The sequence below is a fragment of the Pelobium manganitolerans genome (assembly GCF_003609575.1).
GTDB classification, from domain to species: Bacteria; Bacteroidota; Bacteroidia; order Sphingobacteriales; family Sphingobacteriaceae; genus Pseudopedobacter; species Pseudopedobacter manganitolerans.
Map to the genome: position 1 here is coordinate 1 of NZ_MBTA01000009.1, position 18,524 is coordinate 18,524.

18 protein-coding genes and 5 tRNA genes are annotated in these 18,524 nt (G+C 40.7%); 19 read left to right on the plus strand and 4 right to left on the minus strand.

Annotated elements, in window-relative coordinates; all coding sequences use genetic code 11:
* Positions 1 to 107: 107 nt before the first annotated feature.
* The 3 genes from rfbC to BCY91_RS06270 are packed head-to-tail and all read right to left on the minus strand — an operon-like array spanning position 108 to position 2,784.
* Entirely contained in the window at positions 108 to 656 is a 549-nt protein-coding gene (rfbC, locus tag BCY91_RS06260) for a dTDP-4-dehydrorhamnose 3,5-epimerase (RefSeq protein WP_120181129.1), read from the minus strand.
* Complete coding sequence (locus BCY91_RS06265) at positions 656 to 955, minus strand: DUF4286 family protein (RefSeq protein WP_120181130.1); 300 nt, start codon at positions 953 to 955, stop codon at positions 656 to 658. The genes rfbC and BCY91_RS06265 overlap by 1 nt, the downstream gene beginning before the upstream one ends.
* A gap of 26 nt (positions 956 to 981) precedes the next feature.
* Positions 982 to 2,784 carry a tetratricopeptide repeat protein gene (locus tag BCY91_RS06270; RefSeq protein WP_120181131.1) on the minus strand — a complete coding sequence of 601 codons (1,803 nt, stop codon included), beginning with the start codon at positions 2,782 to 2,784 and terminating at the stop codon, positions 982 to 984.
* Positions 2,785 to 2,919: 135 nt separating this feature from the next.
* Here BCY91_RS06270 and BCY91_RS06275 point away from each other — a divergent pair, with 135 nt between their 5' ends.
* The 4 genes from BCY91_RS06275 (at position 2,920) to rpsU (ending at position 7,466) form a co-directional block, all read left to right on the plus strand.
* Entirely contained in the window at positions 2,920 to 4,794 is a 1,875-nt protein-coding gene (locus BCY91_RS06275) for an alpha/beta hydrolase family protein (RefSeq protein ID WP_120181132.1), read from the plus strand.
* Between the two features lie 13 nt (positions 4,795 to 4,807).
* Entirely contained in the window at positions 4,808 to 6,472 is a 1,665-nt protein-coding gene (locus BCY91_RS06280) for a sensor histidine kinase (protein WP_120181133.1), read from the plus strand.
* A gap of 20 nt (positions 6,473 to 6,492) precedes the next feature.
* On the plus strand, positions 6,493 to 7,179 hold the full coding sequence (locus tag BCY91_RS06285; protein ID WP_120181134.1) for a response regulator transcription factor: 687 nt from the start codon (positions 6,493 to 6,495) through the stop codon (positions 7,177 to 7,179).
* Between the two features lie 98 nt (positions 7,180 to 7,277).
* Positions 7,278 to 7,466 carry a 30S ribosomal protein S21 gene (rpsU, locus tag BCY91_RS06290; RefSeq protein WP_120181135.1) on the plus strand — a complete coding sequence of 63 codons (189 nt, stop codon included), beginning with the start codon at positions 7,278 to 7,280 and terminating at the stop codon, positions 7,464 to 7,466.
* Positions 7,467 to 7,527: 61 nt separating this feature from the next.
* On the opposite strand, the gene BCY91_RS06295 is transcribed toward rpsU, so the two are convergent.
* Positions 7,528 to 8,052, minus strand: coding sequence for a gluconokinase (locus tag BCY91_RS06295; RefSeq protein WP_120181136.1), 525 nt, complete (start codon positions 8,050 to 8,052; stop codon positions 7,528 to 7,530).
* 102 nt (positions 8,053 to 8,154) lie between these two features.
* On the opposite strand from BCY91_RS06295, the gene BCY91_RS06300 reads away from it, so the two are divergent.
* The 15 genes from BCY91_RS06300 (at position 8,155) to rpoB (ending at position 18,477) form a co-directional block, all read left to right on the plus strand.
* Positions 8,155 to 9,033, plus strand: coding sequence for a tyrosine-type recombinase/integrase (locus BCY91_RS06300; protein WP_120181137.1), 879 nt, complete (start codon positions 8,155 to 8,157; stop codon positions 9,031 to 9,033).
* Positions 9,034 to 9,047: 14 nt separating this feature from the next.
* Complete coding sequence (hpf, locus tag BCY91_RS06305; RefSeq protein ID WP_120181138.1) at positions 9,048 to 9,380, plus strand: ribosome hibernation-promoting factor, HPF/YfiA family; 333 nt, start codon at positions 9,048 to 9,050, stop codon at positions 9,378 to 9,380.
* 173 nt (positions 9,381 to 9,553) lie between these two features.
* Positions 9,554 to 9,626: transfer RNA gene (locus BCY91_RS06310), tRNA-Thr, on the plus strand.
* Positions 9,627 to 9,654: 28 nt separating this feature from the next.
* A tRNA-Tyr gene (locus BCY91_RS06315) sits at positions 9,655 to 9,735 on the plus strand.
* Between the two features lie 83 nt (positions 9,736 to 9,818).
* Positions 9,819 to 9,891 (plus strand) — tRNA-Gly (locus BCY91_RS06320).
* Between the two features lie 112 nt (positions 9,892 to 10,003).
* Positions 10,004 to 10,075: transfer RNA gene (locus BCY91_RS06325), tRNA-Thr, on the plus strand.
* Positions 10,076 to 10,134: 59 nt separating this feature from the next.
* Entirely contained in the window at positions 10,135 to 11,322 is a 1,188-nt protein-coding gene (tuf, locus tag BCY91_RS06330) for an elongation factor Tu (protein WP_120181139.1), read from the plus strand.
* Positions 11,323 to 11,411: 89 nt separating this feature from the next.
* A tRNA-Trp gene (locus BCY91_RS06335) sits at positions 11,412 to 11,482 on the plus strand.
* Between the two features lie 21 nt (positions 11,483 to 11,503).
* Positions 11,504 to 11,698, plus strand: a complete 195-nt coding sequence (secE, locus tag BCY91_RS06340) for a preprotein translocase subunit SecE (RefSeq protein ID WP_120181140.1) — start codon at positions 11,504 to 11,506, stop codon at positions 11,696 to 11,698.
* A gap of 9 nt (positions 11,699 to 11,707) precedes the next feature.
* Positions 11,708 to 12,250: a transcription termination/antitermination protein NusG gene (gene nusG / locus BCY91_RS06345; RefSeq protein WP_120181141.1), complete on the plus strand. Its 543-nt coding sequence runs from the start codon at positions 11,708 to 11,710 to the stop codon at positions 12,248 to 12,250.
* A gap of 140 nt (positions 12,251 to 12,390) precedes the next feature.
* On the plus strand, positions 12,391 to 12,834 hold the full coding sequence (gene rplK, locus BCY91_RS06350) for a 50S ribosomal protein L11 (RefSeq protein ID WP_120181142.1): 444 nt from the start codon (positions 12,391 to 12,393) through the stop codon (positions 12,832 to 12,834).
* Positions 12,835 to 12,854: 20 nt separating this feature from the next.
* Positions 12,855 to 13,553 (plus strand): 50S ribosomal protein L1, encoded by a 699-nt coding sequence (rplA, locus tag BCY91_RS06355; protein WP_120181143.1) that lies wholly within the window; start codon positions 12,855 to 12,857, stop codon positions 13,551 to 13,553.
* Positions 13,554 to 13,557: 4 nt separating this feature from the next.
* The gene (gene rplJ, locus BCY91_RS06360) at positions 13,558 to 14,082 is read left to right on the plus strand and encodes a 50S ribosomal protein L10 (RefSeq protein WP_120181144.1); all 525 of its coding nucleotides are present in this window, start codon (positions 13,558 to 13,560) and stop codon (positions 14,080 to 14,082) included.
* 59 nt (positions 14,083 to 14,141) lie between these two features.
* The gene (gene rplL / locus BCY91_RS06365; protein WP_120181145.1) at positions 14,142 to 14,525 is read left to right on the plus strand and encodes a 50S ribosomal protein L7/L12; all 384 of its coding nucleotides are present in this window, start codon (positions 14,142 to 14,144) and stop codon (positions 14,523 to 14,525) included.
* Positions 14,526 to 14,676: 151 nt separating this feature from the next.
* Positions 14,677 to 18,477, plus strand: a complete 3,801-nt coding sequence (rpoB, locus tag BCY91_RS06370) for a DNA-directed RNA polymerase subunit beta (RefSeq protein WP_120181146.1) — start codon at positions 14,677 to 14,679, stop codon at positions 18,475 to 18,477.
* The last annotated feature ends 47 nt before the right edge of the window (positions 18,478 to 18,524 follow it).

Genomic DNA, 18,524 nt, shown 5'->3' on the forward strand with positions numbered 1-18,524 from the left:
GAAAGAGGAGTGATTTGTTTTTGAAGCGCAGGGTCGTCTACGACAGACCCTGCTTGGACGAAGTTAAAATGTGAAGAAATCCTTATTCCTTCTGCCTTGTTCCAAACTTAAAACGGGCTTTCAATTTCCGAGAACTTGGGTAACACGGCATCTTTAGGAGAAATTAGCGCGTCATTTGCATCAATTCCCCAGTTAATTCCTAAATCTTCATCATTCCAAATTACGCCCACTTCTGCGTTTTTATGGTACAAGGCGGTGCATTTATAGCTAAAAATGGTTTGATCTTCTAAGGTGACAAAGCCATGCAAAAAGCCAGGAGGTACATAAAACATTTTTTTGTTTTCGCCGCTCAGCTCAATGCTAAAATGCTGTCCGTAAGTGGGCGATTTTTTCCGGATATCTACTGCTACATCTAAAACGCGGCCTTGAATTACTCGCACCAATTTACCCTGTGCGTAAGGCGTAGCCTGTGCATGCAAGCCACGTAAAGCGTTTTTATGCGAAAAAGATTGGTTGTCTTGCACAAAATCGGCATCTATGCCCAAATTTTTAAATAGCTGCTGGTTATAACTTTCAAAAAAATAACCGCGCTCATCTGCCCAAACCTTTGGCTCAATAATCACCAAGTCTTTAATAGGCGTTTCAATTATATTCATCAAATTTTTTCTAAAATGCTGCTGAAACACAACACTTGGTTTCCGAATTCTGCTTGCAGTTGGGTCTGCAGATTTTTTTCATCCGCTAAGCGGAATGCATTTAAATTTTCTTTGCTATCAGCAATGTATTGCGCGCAAAAAGTAAAGCCTTCGTTTACCGGTTCGGTAAGCTGAAAAAGAAGGTGTTCTTCAAATTTGCCGCTTGCCATTACCGCCGGGATGTGTACGCTTTGCATATAGTTTAAAAAGGCGTCTTTTACGCTTTCTTCTACAATAGCCGTAACATTTAAAATAACCATGGCGCAAATTTAATTAAGCAATTGTATTAAAGCGCATCGCCACGCAAATTTCTGAAACGTTTTCTGGCTTCAGCCAAAAATAAGCTTCCCGGAAAGTCATCTATCAGTTGTTGATAATGTTTTTTTGCCGATGCTAGGTCTTTCAGCTCATCTTCTTCTAAAACCGCCAGCTTAAACAGGGCATCATCAGCCCAAATGCTTTCGTGATAGCGAGAGATAATGCTCTCTAAGCTCTGCTTTGCCTGTAACAGATTTTTGTTTTCGACAAAAATATCAGCTTTAAGCATCAGCACATCATCAAACAAAGTGGATTGCGGATAGCTTGTTAACAGGGTGTCTAAGGTCTGTAGCGCTTTTTCTTGCGCTTTTTTTTGGTTCAAAAGCATGGCGCGGGCGTAAATTTTTAAAGCATGGCCATTGCTGTCAACAGCAAGCTCATCTTGTATCAACAAGCTTAAATCTAAAGCATCATTTGCAATCAGTTGCGAGGTAGATGCCTTCAGCACATCCAACTGGGCTTTTGCCCAATTAAAATCGCCACTAAAAAATGAAAGTCTGGCATTCTTGAATTTCGCATCCTGACCTATGGGATGGTCCGGAAACGCTTTTTCTACCTGTCCGTAAAGTAAAGCTGCTTCCCAAGGCTGGTTTTCTGTTACGTATAAATTAGCCAAATCCAGTTTAAGCTGGGCGTTAATGCTGGCGTTAATGTTTGTAATTTTAATAGCACGTTCTAGCAATTGTATGGCTTGCTGGGGCTGTTTTAAATAAAAAGCTTGTAAATGCGCTAATGCTTTTATAGCAAAAGCTGTTTGGTTATTTTCTCCGTAGGTATTTAATAGGTCCTGATAATCTTTTGCTAATTGCTGTAAATCGGTATTGTTAAACTTCCCCGCCAAAACTTGCTGGTTCTTCAATTTTAGCGAAGCTACTTTTGCAGCTATATAATAAGGACTGTTTGTCGCTTTGCCTAACAAATATTCTAAAGCTTTAAGAGCGGCGGGGTAGGCCTGCTCGTCAATTAAGGTGTTTGCGAAATTGTAAATGTTCGCTCCGTTATCGTTGGTGCGGCGGTCAAGCGCAATTAGTTGTAGCAAAGCCAAATCATACTGTTTCTGCTGGGTATAATTCCAGGCCAAAAGGTTAATAAAAGCGGTATTGTCTGGTTCTTTTTGTATCTTTTTTAACAGCAGGCTTTTAAGGCTGTCATAATCCTGAGCGCTATCAAACGTGCGCGCCAAGTTGTTTTTGGCGTTTGCTAAAAAAGCAGGCTGTTCGCTCAAAACAGCTAGCAACTCGTTTACCAAAGCATCTTTTTGGCGTGTAAAACGGTAAAGGTTTATCAGCTCGTAGCTAAAAGCGCGATCATCTTTTAAAACTTTACGTCCGGCTAAAAGCGTTTTAATAGCATATTCATAGTCTTCGCGTGCGTAAAAGCTATTGGCAATCCCGCTTATAGCAAATTCATCTGCCGGCAGGCTGGCTAAAACGGCATCAAATGCTTTGTTCGCTTTTTCTTTATTGCCCTGTTCTAAAAATAACTCGGCCAAAGCCAAAGCATAATCGGGTTTGTTTTTGTAGTTTTTACCGATGATTTTCTCTGCCTCATCATAACGTTTTAGTTTCAGCAAATTGTTAAAATACGGCTCAAAGTAGGCTTCGCCGTTTTTGCCTTTATACAGTTTTTGATAGATTATTAAAGATTTATCATATTCGCCGTTGCGAAAAAGCTGTTGCGCGGTGGCTTCATCCGCTTTGGTTTGCGCAAAAGCCAGTTGCCCAAAAATCAAAAAAACCAGTACCAGTAAAGGTCTTATTATACAGCTCATGTATCGCTAAATTAAAAAATTAACGCTAAACAGCATTTTACGTGTATTTTAAATGTTACCGCTTATCATCACCTTTTTTAGTTTATTTGTAGAAAAGCCTAAAGAAACACGTGCTTTTACCACAAACAGAAAGTCATGATCGGTTGGATTAAGAAATACAGCTACATTTCGGTTTTGTTCTTGTTTGCCTGCACCGGCGAACAAAAAAACAAAGTACTGCCCGTAGAAGCTTTTTTTGCCAACACCCATCAGTTTAATTACCGCATATCGCCTAACGGGGAAATGTTGTGTTTCTTGCGTTTGGCAGATGGCAAACAAAATCTTTTTGTGCGTGCCACCACAGATAGTGTAGCACAACAGCTTACTTTTTTGACGGATATATCCGTGCGTAGTTGCGCCTGGGCCGGCAACAAAACCCTCTTGTGTATTAAAGAAAAAGATAGCTTAAACCGTTTTTCGGCATTTTTGATAGATGTAGACGGTAGCAACCTGCGCGAGCTTAAAACCAAAGCAAATACAAAGGTTAATGTTTTGGATACCCGCGTGCATGACAACACCGTGCTGATAACCGTAAACGAAGAAAACGAATCGCTCTTTGATGTTTATCGCCTCAATTTAAGCACCGGAGAAAAGAGCATTTATGTGAAAAATCCGGGCAATATTTTCACTTGGTATGCAAATAGCGCCGGTGAAGTAAATTTAGCCCTGGGCGGCGATGGTGTTAATGAAACACTTTATTATCGCGAAAGAAAAAAAACAGATTTTAAGCCTTTAGCAACCAACAATTATCAAAACACGCTAGAACCGGTTTGCTTTTCGGATGATGGGCATTGCATTTACGCCCTATCTAACTTAAAGCGCGATAAACTGGCGCTGGTTAAGCTGGATTGCCGTACAGGCGAAGAAAAGCAGCTACTCTACGAAAATCCGGAAGCAGATATTTTAGAGGTAATGACTTCTGAAAAAGACAAAAAGCCGGTTGCCCTAAGCTATGAAATTGAAAAGCGAACAGTTAAATTCTTAAACGCCCAAACCGGTGATATGTTTCGCCAGATAAATGAGCAGCTACCCGGGCGCGAAATACAGATTATCGATAAAGATTCGGCAGAACAGCGTTTTATCGTGCGCTCTTTCACAGATAAAAATCCGGGAGCCTTTTTTGTTTATCATGTTGCAGATAAAAAGCTCGACAGGCTTTCGGCAGTGAATCCGCGCATAGACCCTGCCAAGATGTGCGAGATGCAAGCCATCACGTTTGAAAGCAGAGACGGTTTGCAATTGCACGGATACCTTACTTTGCCCAATGGAAGCAACAACAAAAAACTTCCTTGTGTGGTATTGCCTCATCCAGGGCCTTCTTTGCGCAACGTGTGGGGCTATTCGCCCGAGGTGCAATTTTTAGCTAACCGTGGTTACGCTGTTTTGCAGGTGAATTTCAGGGGTTCTAGCGGTTACGGCAAGGCCTTTTTAAACGCAGGCTCAAAAGAGTGGAGCAACAAAATGCAACATGATATTTATGATGGCGTGCAATGGCTGGTTCAGAAGGGCGTAGTGGATCCCGATAGGATAGGGATTTTTGGTTACGGTTTTGGAGGCTACTCGGCACTTTGCCAAGTTATACAATATCCTCAAACGTATAGGTGTGCGGCCTCTTACTCGGGCTATATCAACTTGTTTAGCTATATTAAAGGTTTCCCGGCTTACGTTCGCCCTTATAAGCAAATGCTGACTGAGATTGTGGGCAATCCGGAAAAAGACATCGAATATCTAAAATCTGCCTCGCCGGTTTTCCAGGTAGATAAGATTAAGACACCTTTGTTTATTGCGCAAGGAGGCAAAGACTCGAGGGTGAACGTAACAGAAACCAACCAGTTTGTAAAAGAACTTCAGCGTAAAAATGTGCCGGTAGAATACATGTTGTTTGAAAACGAAACACAGTTGTTTAAAGATAACGAGCACAAGCTGGAAATGTACAGGCGCCTATCGGCTTTTTTAGAGAAATATCTTTAGCCATTAACACCGCATGAAACCGAAAATTTTAAGCTACCGCCGCAACTATAAGCTAATTGCTGCTTTTGTGGTGTTAATTACAGTGGTGTTGGTTTTTGCCTTATTGGTGAGCTTCAGGTTAACCAAAGAAATGGTGCAAAACGAGTTTTCGGCAGCCAAGGTTGATGTGTTAGAAAAAACCATGCAGCCTTTTAACGCGTTTTTTCAGAACAAAATTCCCGAAATTTCTTTTTACCAAGGTTTTTTAGACTCGGCCTCTGCGGCAGATTATGCGCAAGGTGTTTTAAAGAATTATCCTTTTGTGCAGCGCATTTATTTTTACGATGCGCAAATTAGCAACCGCGATCTGGCCGACGGTTTAAAGGCCTCAAACCTATCTATGGGTTTAAAAGGCTTGTACCAATTTGGGCGCAACATCGGGCCAGATTCGGTAGTGCTTTTTACGGCCAAAAAGCCCGGATCTCTTTCTTTGGCAGATGGCGATGAGTTTAACAAGGTGGGTATTAAGCTGGCCAGCTATCTTTCTACGGTAGATACCGCCGAGGTCCTATCGGGAGAAAAATTGTTTAATATTTTCTATAATATATCTAACAGTCGCATCACTTACATGAACGTGCCCCGGCGCGATGACATCAAAACCTACAAGGCTTTGATGTTGAAAAAACTTCCGCCATCGCCGTTTTTTGAGCAGGATGTACTCTCGTTCCAGCTAGATGCTTCAAAACTGCATATCAGAAATTCGCACCCAGAGCTTTACCAAAATGTGGAAATTAAACCGCTAGCTTTTGACCCTGTTTTGGACAAGCCTCATCTAATAAGTACAGATATTGCCATGCCCTCGGCTTTTTCTAACTATAAGCTTTATTTCAGCAGCAGTAAGGCTTTTGTGAATAAAGAAGTGAGTCGGCGGTTTCTGCCGGTAGGTTTGGGTATATTTTTGGTTTACGGGATTTTGCTTTTGCTGGTGTACCAGATTGCGCGCAACCTTAAAGCTAACCAAAAACTGTTTAGCTTGCAGTACGATTTTATAAACAATTTTACTCACGAGTTTAAAACCCCGGTGGCGGTAATAAAAATCGCGGGTAATAACATTTTAAGCGCAAAAGAATTAAGCGATTTAGAACGTATCCGCTACGGGAAAATACTGGATGAAGAAGCCGATAAGTTAAACGATTTGATGAACAAACTGCTGTCGTTTACACAAATAGAGAATAAATCTATCAAAATTAAAAGCGAAGAGATTAATCTGGAGGTTTTTGCGCAAAACATTGTTGATGCTTTTCAGCTTAAATACCCAGATTATGATTTGCAATTAGAAGTTGGCGTGGTTAAAACCTTCCGCAGTGATCCGGTTTTGCTCAGCAGCTTGTTTTATAACCTTATTGAAAATGCTTACAAATATTCGCCGGCAGGCACTAAATATCTGAAAATCTCTATTTTTAAGCGGAAAAAAAATATGGTGTTCATCTTTAAAGATAAAGGCATAGGAATAGCTAAAGAGGAATTGAAGAATATTTTTGAGAAATTTTATCGGATACAAAACCGCTACAACCAGCAGGGGAGCGTGGGTTTGGGTTTGGCATTTTGTAAGGAACTTGTTACTTTTATGAACGGCAGCATCAGCGTTAAAAGTAAACCCGGCAAAGGCTCGGTGTTTGAAATATCGCTGCCTGCCTAAGCACCGCTAAAAGAATTTATATGCACAAAGGAATAAAAATCGCAATTATTGAAGATGATGAGAACCTGAGGTTTTTGGTAAGTCATCGTTTGCAAAAAGAGGGCTACGACGTAATTGAGAGTGGCAACGGCGGAGAGGCAGTAGATTTAATTATTAAAGAACAGCCAGAAATTGTGCTGTTAGATTGGATGTTGCCCGAAAAAGAAGGCTCGGAAATTTGCACTAGCCTGCGTTCTAAAGGTTTTGAGAATGTGATTATCATGATGTCGGCCAAATCACAAGACATTGATAAAATTGATGCCTTCCAGTTCGGCGTATCAGACTATGTGAGCAAGCCTTTTAATATGGATGTGCTTGTAGCCATGTTAGAAAGTAAGGTGAAGTATAATTTACAGGGCAAAAATGAGAACAATAAGTTTGGCGATATGGAACATCATCCAAATACCCACTCTTTGCTTAAAGACCACAAAAAAATTGAGCTTACGATATTGGAAAACCGGATTCTGTTGTACTTCCTTAACCATCGTAACGAAGTAATTAGCCGGGATGACTTAATGATGGAGGTTTGGGGCTACAACTCTGATGTAAATACCCGCACTTTGGATATGCACATTGTGCGCCTGCGTAAAAAAATTGAAAATAACCCCGATAGGCCTATGTTTTTGCAAACGGTTAGGGGCATAGGCTACCGTTTTAACGATGCTTAATTACGATGAAGCAAAATTTGCTTTTTTGTTTTAAAAAAATACGTACATTTGCATCCCCAAGAAATTAAAAGCGGGAACAGAAAGGTGGTATTTAGCAAATGATTATTATCAACGTAAAAGAAGGCGAATCAATTGACAGAGCTTTAAAGCGTTTCAAAAAGAAATTTGAGAAAACTGGCGTTTTAAGAGAACTGCGTAGTCGCCAAGCTTATGAAAAGAAATCCGTGACCAAAAGAATGGAGAAAAAACACGCCATTTATGTTCAAGCGATGAATCAAGAAGCTTAATTAATATAAATATTTTAAAAAAGCTGTATAAGTCGGTTACCGATTTATACAGCTTTTTTGTTTATGTCGTTTTTCGGATAATTTCGGCAACTACATCTCCCGGTTTTTGCGCTGCGTTAATAGAAACCACGTCTGTTTCTTTTGAAGTGGGTTTTTCTAAAGTTAGGCTTTGGCTGTGCAGCAGCGATGCCGGCATAAAATGGCCTGTGCGTAATTTTAGCCTTTCGGCAACTACATCCTCGGCAACTTCTAAAAATAAAAACCGTATAGCGCCTCCTTTGCGCAAGGCATCACGATAGACTAAGCGCAGTGCCGAACAGCTTAAAACAAAAGGTTTCTTTTCTTTAACCCGCAGTTCTATCTCTTGCTCCAGAAGCTTTAGCCAAGGCGCCCGGTCCTGGTCGTTAAGGGCGTGCCCGCTTTTCATTTTGTTGATATTGGCTTGCGGATGATAATCATCGCCTTCAATAAAGTCAATGCCTAGGCGCTGGGCCAGCATTTGTCCAATAAGCGTTTTGCCGCTTCCGGATATCCCGAATATCACAAAATAGCAATCTGTGCGGGGTTTATCTTTTGTTAAGTCCAATTTTTTAAGGTTTGTTGCCGTTTAAAGGCGTTTATCACAAATATTCGTTCAATATATAAACAATTTGTATATTCACTTTTTCACAAGGCTAGGATATTTTCTATGGAATTGGCTGATTTTTTAAAATATCTGACTTATGAAAAAAGGTGTTCAAAACATACGTTAGCAGCCTACGAAAACGACATAGCGCAATTCCAATCGTTCTTACAACAAAGCGACCAAACTTTTAGCCAGGCAAGCCACAAAGATATCCGGCTTTGGATAATTTCTTTGATGGACGATGGTTTAGACGCACGTTCTGTTAACCGCAAAATGTCAAGCCTGCGGGCTTTTTACAAATTTGGGTTGAGAGAAAATCTGCTGTCGGTTAACCCAACGCTTAAAGTGCAAAGTCCTAAAATGTCAAAAAAGCTTCCTGTTTTTGTAAGTGATGATAAAATGGACGCGCTTTTAGATAGCGATATTTTTAGCGATGATTTTAACGGATGCCGTGATAAATTAATTATCGAGCTGTTGTTTGCCACGGGTATCCGTTTAAATGAGCTTTTAACTTTGCAACAGCGGGATGTTTTGCTAAACGAAGGCACCATTAAGGTGTTGGGCAAACGCAACAAACAACGTATTGTGCCTTTAACGGATGTGGCAGTTTCTGCAATTAAAGCATATCTCATCGTTAAAGAACGTGTGCAGCCAGTAGAAGAAACCGGCCTATTATTGGTAACAGACAAAGGCAAGCCTGCCTATGCTAAATTGGTTTACCGGGTAGTCAATAATTATCTGAAAATAATTTCAACGCAAAACAAAAAAAGCCCGCATATATTACGACATTCATTTGCAACAAGTTTGCTAAACAAAGGGGCAGATATTAACGCAATAAAAGACTTACTGGGGCACGCCAGCTTGGCCGCCACACAAGTTTACACGCACAATTCAATAGAAAGGTTAAAATCAATTTATAAACAAGCACATCCAAAAGCTTAAAAAAAGGAGGAAACATGAAAATTGGGATTCAATCTATCCACTTCACTGCCGATCGTAAACTCTTGGCATTTGTACAGAAAAAAGTAGCTAAGTTAGACCTGTTTTATGATCAGATTATCAGCGGAGAAGTGTATCTGAAGCTAAACAACGTTACAGAAGACGCAAACAAGACGTCGGAGATTAAATTGATGATTCCGGGAAGCACGCTGTTTGCAAAGGAAACCTGCAAAACCTTTGAGGAAGCAACAGATTTAGCCATTGAATCGCTGCGTAAGCAATTGGTAAAACAGAAGAACAAAGTCAAATCGCACGAGAGCAACCACAAAGAGCTGGTAAAGGCGATTTAAAACGTAAATAATTGATAGATAATCGGCTATCAAATTGTAATCAACGATCTGTTTTGATCGTTGATTTTTTTTTGAAAAAAATTTTGTTCGAATATTAATTTTTGTAGTTTTGCAGTCCCTTAAGCAAACGACTTGTGGCGGGGTAAAGAAAAGTTCTTTAATTTATAGCAAAAGCCTCCTTAGCTCAGCTGGTAGAGCAACTGACTTGTAATCAGTAGGTCATTGGTTCGATCCCGATAGGAGGCTCTTTTAATCTTGAATTTAGATTAAGGATGGGGGGGTTCCAGAGCGGTCAAATGGGACGGACTGTAAATCCGTTACTTCGGTTTCGAAGGTTCGAATCCTTCTCCCCCCACTGGAATAATGATTGGAGTTTGAGTATTTTATGATTGAATGTAATTTCAGTCCTTCAATCATTCAGGCTTTTAGCATTAAAATGCGGAAGTAGCTCAGTTGGTAGAGCGATAGCCTTCCAAGCTATAGGTCGCGAGTTCGAACCTCGTCTTCCGCTCATCAGGGTTCATGGGTAAAGTTTACTTAATGAAACAAAAATTTGAAAGTTCCTTTTTTATTTAAGGGACTATTTTTGTTGTTTTGAGCTTATTGGACCTTAAAAAAGATAAGCCGAAGTAGCTCAGCGGTAGAGCACTTCCTTGGTAAGGAAGAGGTCGTGGGTTCAAGTCCCATCTTTGGCTCGCAAGAGGATATTTACGAGTATTTAAAATAAAAATTAACCTAGTAATAATATAAAATCATGGCAAAAGAAAAATTTGACCGTAGTAAACCACACCTTAACATCGGTACAATCGGTCACGTTGACCACGGTAAAACTACATTAACTGCAGCTATCTCTAAAGTTCTTGCTGACGCTGGTTTGTCAGAAGCTCGTTCATTTGATTCAATTGACTCTGCTCCAGAAGAAAAAGAAAGAGGTATCACTATCAATACATCACACGTAGAATACGCTACGGCTAACCGTCACTACGCACACGTTGACTGTCCAGGTCACGCGGATTACGTGAAAAACATGGTTACTGGTGCTGCGCAGATGGACGGTGCTATCTTGGTAGTTGCTTCTACTGACGGTCCTATGCCTCAAACTCGCGAGCACATCCTTTTGGCTCGTCAGGTAGGTGTACCTGCGTTAGTTGTATTCATGAACAAAGTGGATATGGTTGACGATCCAGAGTTATTAGAACTAGTTGAAATGGAAATCCGTGAACTATTGTCATTCTACGATTTCCCAGGTGATGATATTCCAGTGATCCAAGGTTCTGCTTTAGGTGGTTTGAACGGTGATGCTAAATGGGTTGAGAAAATTATGGAATTAATGGATGCTGTAGATAGCTACATTCCAATTCCTCCACGTTTGACAGACCTTCCTTTCTTGATGCCAGTTGAGGACGTATTCTCTATCACTGGTCGTGGTACTGTAGCTACAGGCCGTATTGAAAGAGGTGTTATCAATTCTGGTGAGCCAGTTGACATCTTGGGTATGGGTGCTGAGAACTTAAAATCAACCGTAACAGGTGTTGAGATGTTCCGCAAAATATTAGACAGAGGTGAAGCTGGTGACAACGTAGGTTTATTGTTACGTGGTATTGAGAAAACTGATATCCGTCGTGGTATGGTTATCTGTAAACCAGGTTCAGTAACTCCTCACACAGATTTCAAAGCCGAGGTTTACGTATTGTCAAAAGCAGAAGGTGGCCGTCACACTCCATTCTTCAACAAATACCGTCCTCAGTTCTACTTCAGAACTACAGACGTAACCGGTGAAATTTCATTGGCAGAAGGTGTAGAAATGGTTATGCCTGGTGATAACGTTACCATCACTGTTAAGTTGATCAACGCTATCGCAATGGAAAAAGGTCTACGTTTCGCTATCCGTGAAGGTGGTAGAACCGTAGGTGCTGGTCAGGTAACTGAAATCTTAGCTTAATAACAAGCTATTAGCATAAAAAAGAACTTGGGAGTTAATCTCAAGTTCTTTTTATCTAAAAACAAATAAAACCGTAAAGCGGTTTACACGCGGGAATAGTTCAATGGTAGAATAGAGGTCTCCAAAACCTTTGATCAGGGTTCGAATCCTTGTTCCCGTGCTTAGCAAAAAAATAGTAACAATGGCTGGTTTTGCAGAATACATAAAAGAATCCTATACAGAACTTAGCGAAAAAGTTACCTGGCCAACTTGGAGCGAATTGCAGAACAGCGCTGTAATTACTTTGGTTGCATCTTTAATCATTGCGTTAATTATCTTGGCAATGGACGAATCTGCGGGTAACTTGCTTAAGTTAATGTACAAATCATTTGCATAGATATATAGCATGAGCGATCAATTGAAATGGTATGTGGTAAGGGCGGTAAGCGGTAAAGAGAAGAAAGTTAAGCAATATATTGATGCAGAAATTAACCGCTTAGGTCTTACTAGTGTTGTTCCTCAGGTTTTAATACCGATGGAAAAATACTACCAGATGCGCGACGGTAAAAAAATCGCGAAAGAAAGAAACTACTATCCTGGATATGTTTTAATGGAGGCGGCTTTAAATGCCGAGTTGGAGCAAATTATCAAAGGAGTAAATAGCGTTATAGGTTTTTTAGGCGATAAAGCAGGAAATGCGGTGCCTTTAAGGCCAGCAGAGGTTAACCGTATATTGGGTAAAGTGGATGAAATGGCCGAGCAGGGCGAAGTAATGAACGTACCTTATTATGTAGGCGAAAACATCAAAGTGATGGACGGACCTTTTAACGGTTTTTCTGGCGTTATTGAAGAAGTTAACGAAGAGAAAAAGAAACTAAAAGTAATGGTTAAGATTTTTGGCCGAAGAACGCCGCTAGAGCTTAACTATATGCAAGTTGAAAAAGAATAATTATAAGTAGCAAGATTTGAGTATCAAGTATCAAGACGATGAGTTTCTTGGTACTTGATACTTTTTACTTGCTACCCACAAAATCTTAAATGTTACAAATGCTTCCACATTATTAACGTTGAGAAATAAACAAATTTAAAATGGCAAAAGAAGTCAGTGCGTTAATTAAACTACAAATCAAAGGGGGTGCAGCCAATCCTTCTCCGCCGGTAGGTCCGGCGTTAGGAGCGAAAGGTGTAAACATCATGGAGTTTTGTAAGCAGTTTAATGCCCGTACGCAGGATAAAGCTGGTAAAGTTCTTCCTGTTGTAATCACTGTTTTTGCAGACAAATCATTCGAGTTTATCATCAAAAATCCACCGGTAGCGGTAACGCTAATGGAGGTTGCAAACCTTAAAGGTGGATCGGCAGAGCCAAACCGTAAAAAAGTTGCCAAGTTAACTTGGGAACAGGTTGAAACGATTGCCAAAGATAAAATGGCCGATTTGAATGCTTTTACAGTAGAATCAGCAATGAAGATGGTTGCCGGCACCGCCCGCAGCATGGGAATAAACGTTACAGGTGATGCACCTTTTAACAATTAATTAACACAAATCAAAGAAAAGTGGCAAGATTAACAAAAAATCAAAAGACGGCACTTTCCAAACTTGAAGACGGTAAAGCTTATTCTTTAAAAGATGCGGCTGCCTTGGTAAAAGACATTACCACTACTAAATTTGACGCATCGGTAGATATCGATGTACGTTTAGGAGTGGATCCGCGTAAAGCCAATCAAATGGTTCGCGGTATTGCTACTTTGCCTCACGGTACCGGTAAAACAGTTCGCGTTTTGGCTTTAGTAACTCCTGATAAGGAAGAAGAGGCTAAAGCTGCAGGCGCTGATTACGTAGGTTTGGATGAGTATATAGCTAAGATTGAAGGCGGTTGGACTGACGTTGACATCATTATCACTACACCTAGCTGCATGGCTAAGGTTGGTAAATTGGGTCGTGTGTTAGGTCCTCGTAACTTGATGCCTAACCCTAAATCTGGTACTGTAACTATGAACGTAGGCCAAGCAGTTACCGATGTTAAGGGTGGTAAAATCGACTTTAAAGTTGATAAAACCGGTATCATTCACTGCTCAGTAGGCAAGGTATCTTTCGCTCCAGAAAAAATCTACGAGAATGCTTTGGAAGTACTTCAAACATTATCAAGATTGAAACCGACGGCAGCAAAAGGAACATACTTCAAGAGTATTTATATCTCTTCAACTATGTCTCCTGGAATCCAAGTTGAAACTAAATCAGTAGCGGGAATTTAATATTATGAGAAAAGAACAAAAACACGAAGTTGTTTCTGCTTTGGCCGAAAGAATGAAAGAATCTGGTAATTTCTACATTACCGATACTTCTAGCTTAACGGTTGCAAAGATCAATAATATTCGCCGTAAATGTTTTGAGAACCAAATCGGGATTCAGGTAGTTAAAAACACGCTAATCAGAAAAGCTCTTGAGCAGTTGGATGGCGATGTTGCTCCTTTATTCGACGTATTAAAAGGTTCTTCATCGGTAATGTTCTCAACCAACGCTAACGCTCCGGCGAAGCTGATTAAAGAGTTGAGAAAAGCGAAAGAAGAGAAGCCAGTGTTGAAAGCAGCGTACGTAGATTCTACTGTTTTCATCGGCGACAACCAGCTTGATGCTTTAGTTAACCTTAAATCAAGGGAAGAACTTATCGGCGAGATCATTGGATTATTACAATCTCCAGCGAAAAATGTTATTTCAGCACTTTCGTCTGGCGGAAACAAATTGGCAGGAATTGTCAAAACTTTACAAGAAAGAGAAGGTTAAGCCGAACACCTTAAGTTTGGTAGAATTAGTAAAAAGTAAAAATTTAAAAATTAAATATAATGGCGGATTTAAAATCGTTTGCTGAACAATTAGTAAACTTAACTGTTAAAGAAGTTAATGAGTTAGCTCAAATCTTAAAAGACGAGTACGGTATCGAGCCTGCTGCTGCTGCAGTAGCTGTTGCTGCTGGTCCTGCTGCAGGTGGTGAAGGCGCTGGCGCTGCTGAAGAGAAAACATCTTTTGACGTGATCTTGAAAGAAGCTGGTGGCCAGAAATTGGCTGTTGTGAAATTAGTTAAAGACTTAACTGGTCTTGGATTAAAAGAAGCTAAAGATTTAGTTGACGGTGCACCAAAAGAATTAAAAGCTGGTGTTGCTAAAGACGAAGCAGATGCTCTTAAAAAACAGCTTGAAGAAGCTGGTGCAGTTGTTGAGATTAAGTAATCAACTTAGCTCCAAAACAATTTTAGCCTTAAACTCCATCAGCCAAACCGCTGACGGAGTTTACGGCTTTTGGTGTATAACACCAAAATTCCGGTGCACAGTCGGTGCATCTTTGTAATCGAATTTTCGGTTTAATTAAAACTTAAGACCCTTGGCAAACAAAAGCAATCAAAGGATAAACTTCGCGCAAAGCAAGCATGTATTAGATTATCCTGATTTTCTGGATGTACAAATCCAATCGTTCAAGGAATTCTTTCAGCTAGAAACCACTTCAGACAACCGACATACAGAAGGTTTGTTTAAGGTATTTGCTGAAAACTTTCCGATCTCTGATTCAAGGAACATCTTCGTTCTCGAATTCCTGGATTACTTTATTGATCCGCCTCGCTATGACATCCAAGAATGTATAGAGCGCGGACTAACTTATAGCGTTCCTCTTAAAGCAAAGCTTCGCTTGTCTTGTAACGACGAGGAGCATGAAGATTTTGAGACCATTGTACAGGATGTTTACTTAGGTACCATCCCTTACATGACTCCAAAAGGTACTTTTGTTATCAACGGTGCCGAGCGCGTAATTGTATCACAGTTACACCGTTCGCCTGGTGTGTTCTTCGGCGTAAGCCGCCACACCAACGGCAGCAAGCTGTACTCTGCACGTGTAATCCCTTTCAAAGGATCGTGGATTGAGTTTGCAACAGACGTGAACAACGTGATGTACGCATACATTGACCGGAAGAAAAAATTCCCGGTTACTACGCTTTTAAGGGCTATCGGTTACGACTCTGACAAAGATATCTTGGAATTGTTTGATCTGGCAGACGAAGTTAAGGTTAGCAAATCAGGATTGAAAAAATACGTTGGGCGTAAACTAGCGGCCAGAGTGTTGAAGAAATGGGTAGAGGATTTTGTGGATGAAGACACTGGCGAGGTAGTTTCTATCGACAGGAATGAAATTATCCTGGAAAGAGAAACTATTTTAGAAGACGACCACATTGATATGATTGTAGATGCCGGCGTCAAAACCATTATTCTTTCTAAAGAAGATGGCAACTCTGGAGACTACACCATCATTTATAATACTTTACAAAAAGATACTTCCAACTCTGAAAAAGAGGCGGTAGAACATATATACAGACAGCTACGTAACGCAGAACCACCTGATGAGGAAACAGCGCGTGGCATCATTGATCGTTTGTTCTTCTCAGACAAGCGTTATGACTTAGGCGACGTAGGCCGTTACAGGATCAATCGTAAATTGAAATTAGACACTCCGGTTGAAACTAAAGTTTTGACCAAGCTGGATATCATTGCGATTGTTAAATATCTGATCAAATTGATCAACTCTAAAGAAGATGTTGATGATATTGACCACTTATCAAACAGAAGGGTAAGAACCGTTGGCGAGCAATTGTACGCACAGTTTGGTGTAGGTTTGGCCCGTATGGCCCGTACCATCCGCGAGCGTATGAACATCCGCGACAACGAGGTGTTTACACCAACTGATTTGATTAATGCACGTACATTATCATCGGTAATCAACTCTTTCTTTGGAACCAACCAGCTATCTCAGTTCATGGATCAAACCAATCCTTTGGCAGAGATTACGCACAAGCGCCGTTTGTCTGCCTTAGGTCCGGGCGGTTTGTCTCGTGAGCGTGCAGGTTTCGAGGTTCGTGACGTTCACTATACTCACTACGGTAGGTTGTGTACTATTGAAACTCCAGAGGGACCAAACATCGGTTTGATATCTTCACTTTGCGTACACGCAAAAATTAACAACCTTGGCTTTATTGAAACACCTTACCGTAAAGTAGAAGACGGTGTGGTAGTTACCAACGAGCCAGTTACTTATTTGAGCGCCGAAGACGAGGATGGCAAAACCATTGCGCAAGCAAATGCCCAATATAGTGATAAAGGTATTTTTGAAGACGAAAGAGTAAAAGCAAGATATGAGGGCGACTTCCCGGTAATTGAGCCAGAAAAACTGGATTATATCGACGTTGCACCTAACCAAATTACTTCTATTGCAGCTTCGCTTATCCCGTTCTTAGAACATGATGATGCGAACCGTGCTTTGATGGGCTCCAACATGCAACGCCAAGCGGTTCCTTTGTTGCGTCCGCAAGCGCCAATTGTTGGTACAGGTTTAGAAGGCCGCGTTGCGCGCGATTCAAGAACGCTGATCAATGCAGAAGGCAACGGTGTAGTGGAATATGTTGATGCTAATAAAATAACGATCCGTTATGATAGAGATGACAACGACAGATTAGTTTCTTTCGATGGCGAATCAAAATCATACAACTTAATTAAATTTAAGAAAACCAACCAAAGCACCTGTATCAACCTAAAACCGATTGTTAAAAAGGGTCAACGTGTTGAGAAAGGACAAGTACTTTGCGAAGGTTACGCTACACAAGACGGCGAGCTGGCTTTGGGTATCAACTTAAAAGTTGCTTTCATGCCTTGGCAAGGATACAACTTTGAGGATGCGATTGTGATTTCTGAGCGTGTGGTATCTCAAGATATTTTCACCTCATTGCACATCGAAGAGTTTGAGTTAGAGGTGCGTGACACTAAACGTGGCGAAGAGGAGTTAACTCCGGATATCCCTAACGTTTCTGAAGAAGCCACCAAAGATTTGGATAGCAATGGTATCATCAGAGTTGGTGCAGAGGTTCAGGAAGGTGATATTTTAATTGGTAAAATTACGCCTAAAGGCGAATCGGACCCATCACCAGAAGAGAAACTATTGCGTGCAATTTTTGGTGATAAAGCCGGTGACGTAAAAGATGCATCGTTAAAAACACCTCCGTCTATTAAAGGTGTGGTAATTGATACTAAATTGTTCTCTCGTGCTAAGAAAACTTCTAAAGCAGAAGAGAAAGCAATGATCGAGAAACTGGATGCTAAACATGAAAAAGCTGTAAGAGAGCTTAGAGAAAGTTTAGTTGATAAGTTATTTGCTATTGTGAATGGCAAAACCTCTCAAGGGGTGTACAACGTTTACAAAGAGCTATTGATTGCTAAAGGCGTTAAGTTTACGCAGAAGTTGTTGATGGAGTTGGATTACAACCACATTAACCCTACTAAGTGGACTACCGATGATGACAAAAATGATTTGATTAAATTGTTATTGCACAACTTCGGTATCAAAGTAAACGAAGAGCTAGGTGCTTACAGAAGAGATAAATTTGCGATTAGCGTAGGTGACGAGCTTCCATCTGGCATTGTACAAATGGCAAAAGTTTATGTTGCTAAAAAACGTAAGCTGAAAGTAGGTGATAAAATGGCCGGCCGCCACGGTAACAAAGGTATTGTTGCACGTATCGTAAGAGACGAAGACATGCCTTTCTTAGCCGACGGTACTCCGGTTGATATCGTACTTAACCCGCTGGGTGTACCTTCTCGTATGAACTTGGGACAGATTTATGAAACTGTTTTAGGTTGGGCAGGTAAAGAGCTTGGAATGAAGTTCGCCACGCCAATTTTCGACGGTGCATCGCACGAAGAGGTGGAAGATTATGTTAAAAAAGCAGGTTTGCCAGAATCTGGCCGGACTTACTTATACAACGGTTTAACGGGTGATCGTTTTGACCAGCCAACTACCGTAGGTATTATCTATATGCTTAAACTAGGTCATATGGTTGATGATAAGATGCACGCGCGTTCTATCGGACCATACTCCTTAATTACGCAACAACCTTTGGGTGGTAAAGCGCAATTTGGTGGTCAGCGTTTTGGTGAGATGGAGGTTTGGGCATTAGAGGCGTTTGGCGCATCTAACATCCTGCAAGAAATCTTAACCGTTAAGTCTGATGACGTGGTAGGTAGAGCTAAAACTTACGAGGCCATCGTAAAAGGCGAAAACTTGCCAACACCGGGCGTTCCAGAATCATTCAACGTATTGGTTCACGAGCTACGCGGTTTAGGTTTAGATATTACATTAGACTAAAAATGGGTTAAAGGCATAAGGTATAGGGTTTAAGCCTTATGCCTTAA

Bases quoted from the DNA above. Each gene is read 5' to 3' on its own strand.
- BCY91_RS06280 (WP_120181133.1), top strand. From the start codon at position 4,808: ATGAAACCGAAAATTTTAAGCTACCGCCGCAACTATAAGCTAATTGCT.
- rplL (WP_120181145.1), top strand. From the start codon at position 14,142: ATGGCGGATTTAAAATCGTTTGCTGAACAATTAGTAAACTTAACTGTT.
- tuf (WP_120181139.1), top strand. From the start codon at position 10,135: ATGGCAAAAGAAAAATTTGACCGTAGTAAACCACACCTTAACATCGGT.
- rplK (WP_120181142.1), top strand. From the start codon at position 12,391: ATGGCAAAAGAAGTCAGTGCGTTAATTAAACTACAAATCAAAGGGGGT.
- BCY91_RS06275 (WP_120181132.1), top strand. From the start codon at position 2,920: ATGATCGGTTGGATTAAGAAATACAGCTACATTTCGGTTTTGTTCTTG.
- rplJ (WP_120181144.1), top strand. From the start codon at position 13,558: ATGAGAAAAGAACAAAAACACGAAGTTGTTTCTGCTTTGGCCGAAAGA.
- rfbC (WP_120181129.1), bottom strand. From the start codon at position 656: ATGAATATAATTGAAACGCCTATTAAAGACTTGGTGATTATTGAGCCA.
- secE (WP_120181140.1), top strand. From the start codon at position 11,504: ATGGCTGGTTTTGCAGAATACATAAAAGAATCCTATACAGAACTTAGC.
- BCY91_RS06265 (WP_120181130.1), bottom strand. From the start codon at position 955: ATGGTTATTTTAAATGTTACGGCTATTGTAGAAGAAAGCGTAAAAGAC.
- rpsU (WP_120181135.1), top strand. From the start codon at position 7,278: ATGATTATTATCAACGTAAAAGAAGGCGAATCAATTGACAGAGCTTTA.
- BCY91_RS06285 (WP_120181134.1), top strand. From the start codon at position 6,493: ATGCACAAAGGAATAAAAATCGCAATTATTGAAGATGATGAGAACCTG.
- nusG (WP_120181141.1), top strand. From the start codon at position 11,708: ATGAGCGATCAATTGAAATGGTATGTGGTAAGGGCGGTAAGCGGTAAA.
- hpf (WP_120181138.1), top strand. From the start codon at position 9,048: ATGAAAATTGGGATTCAATCTATCCACTTCACTGCCGATCGTAAACTC.
- BCY91_RS06300 (WP_120181137.1), top strand. From the start codon at position 8,155: ATGGAATTGGCTGATTTTTTAAAATATCTGACTTATGAAAAAAGGTGT.
- BCY91_RS06270 (WP_120181131.1), bottom strand. From the start codon at position 2,784: ATGAGCTGTATAATAAGACCTTTACTGGTACTGGTTTTTTTGATTTTT.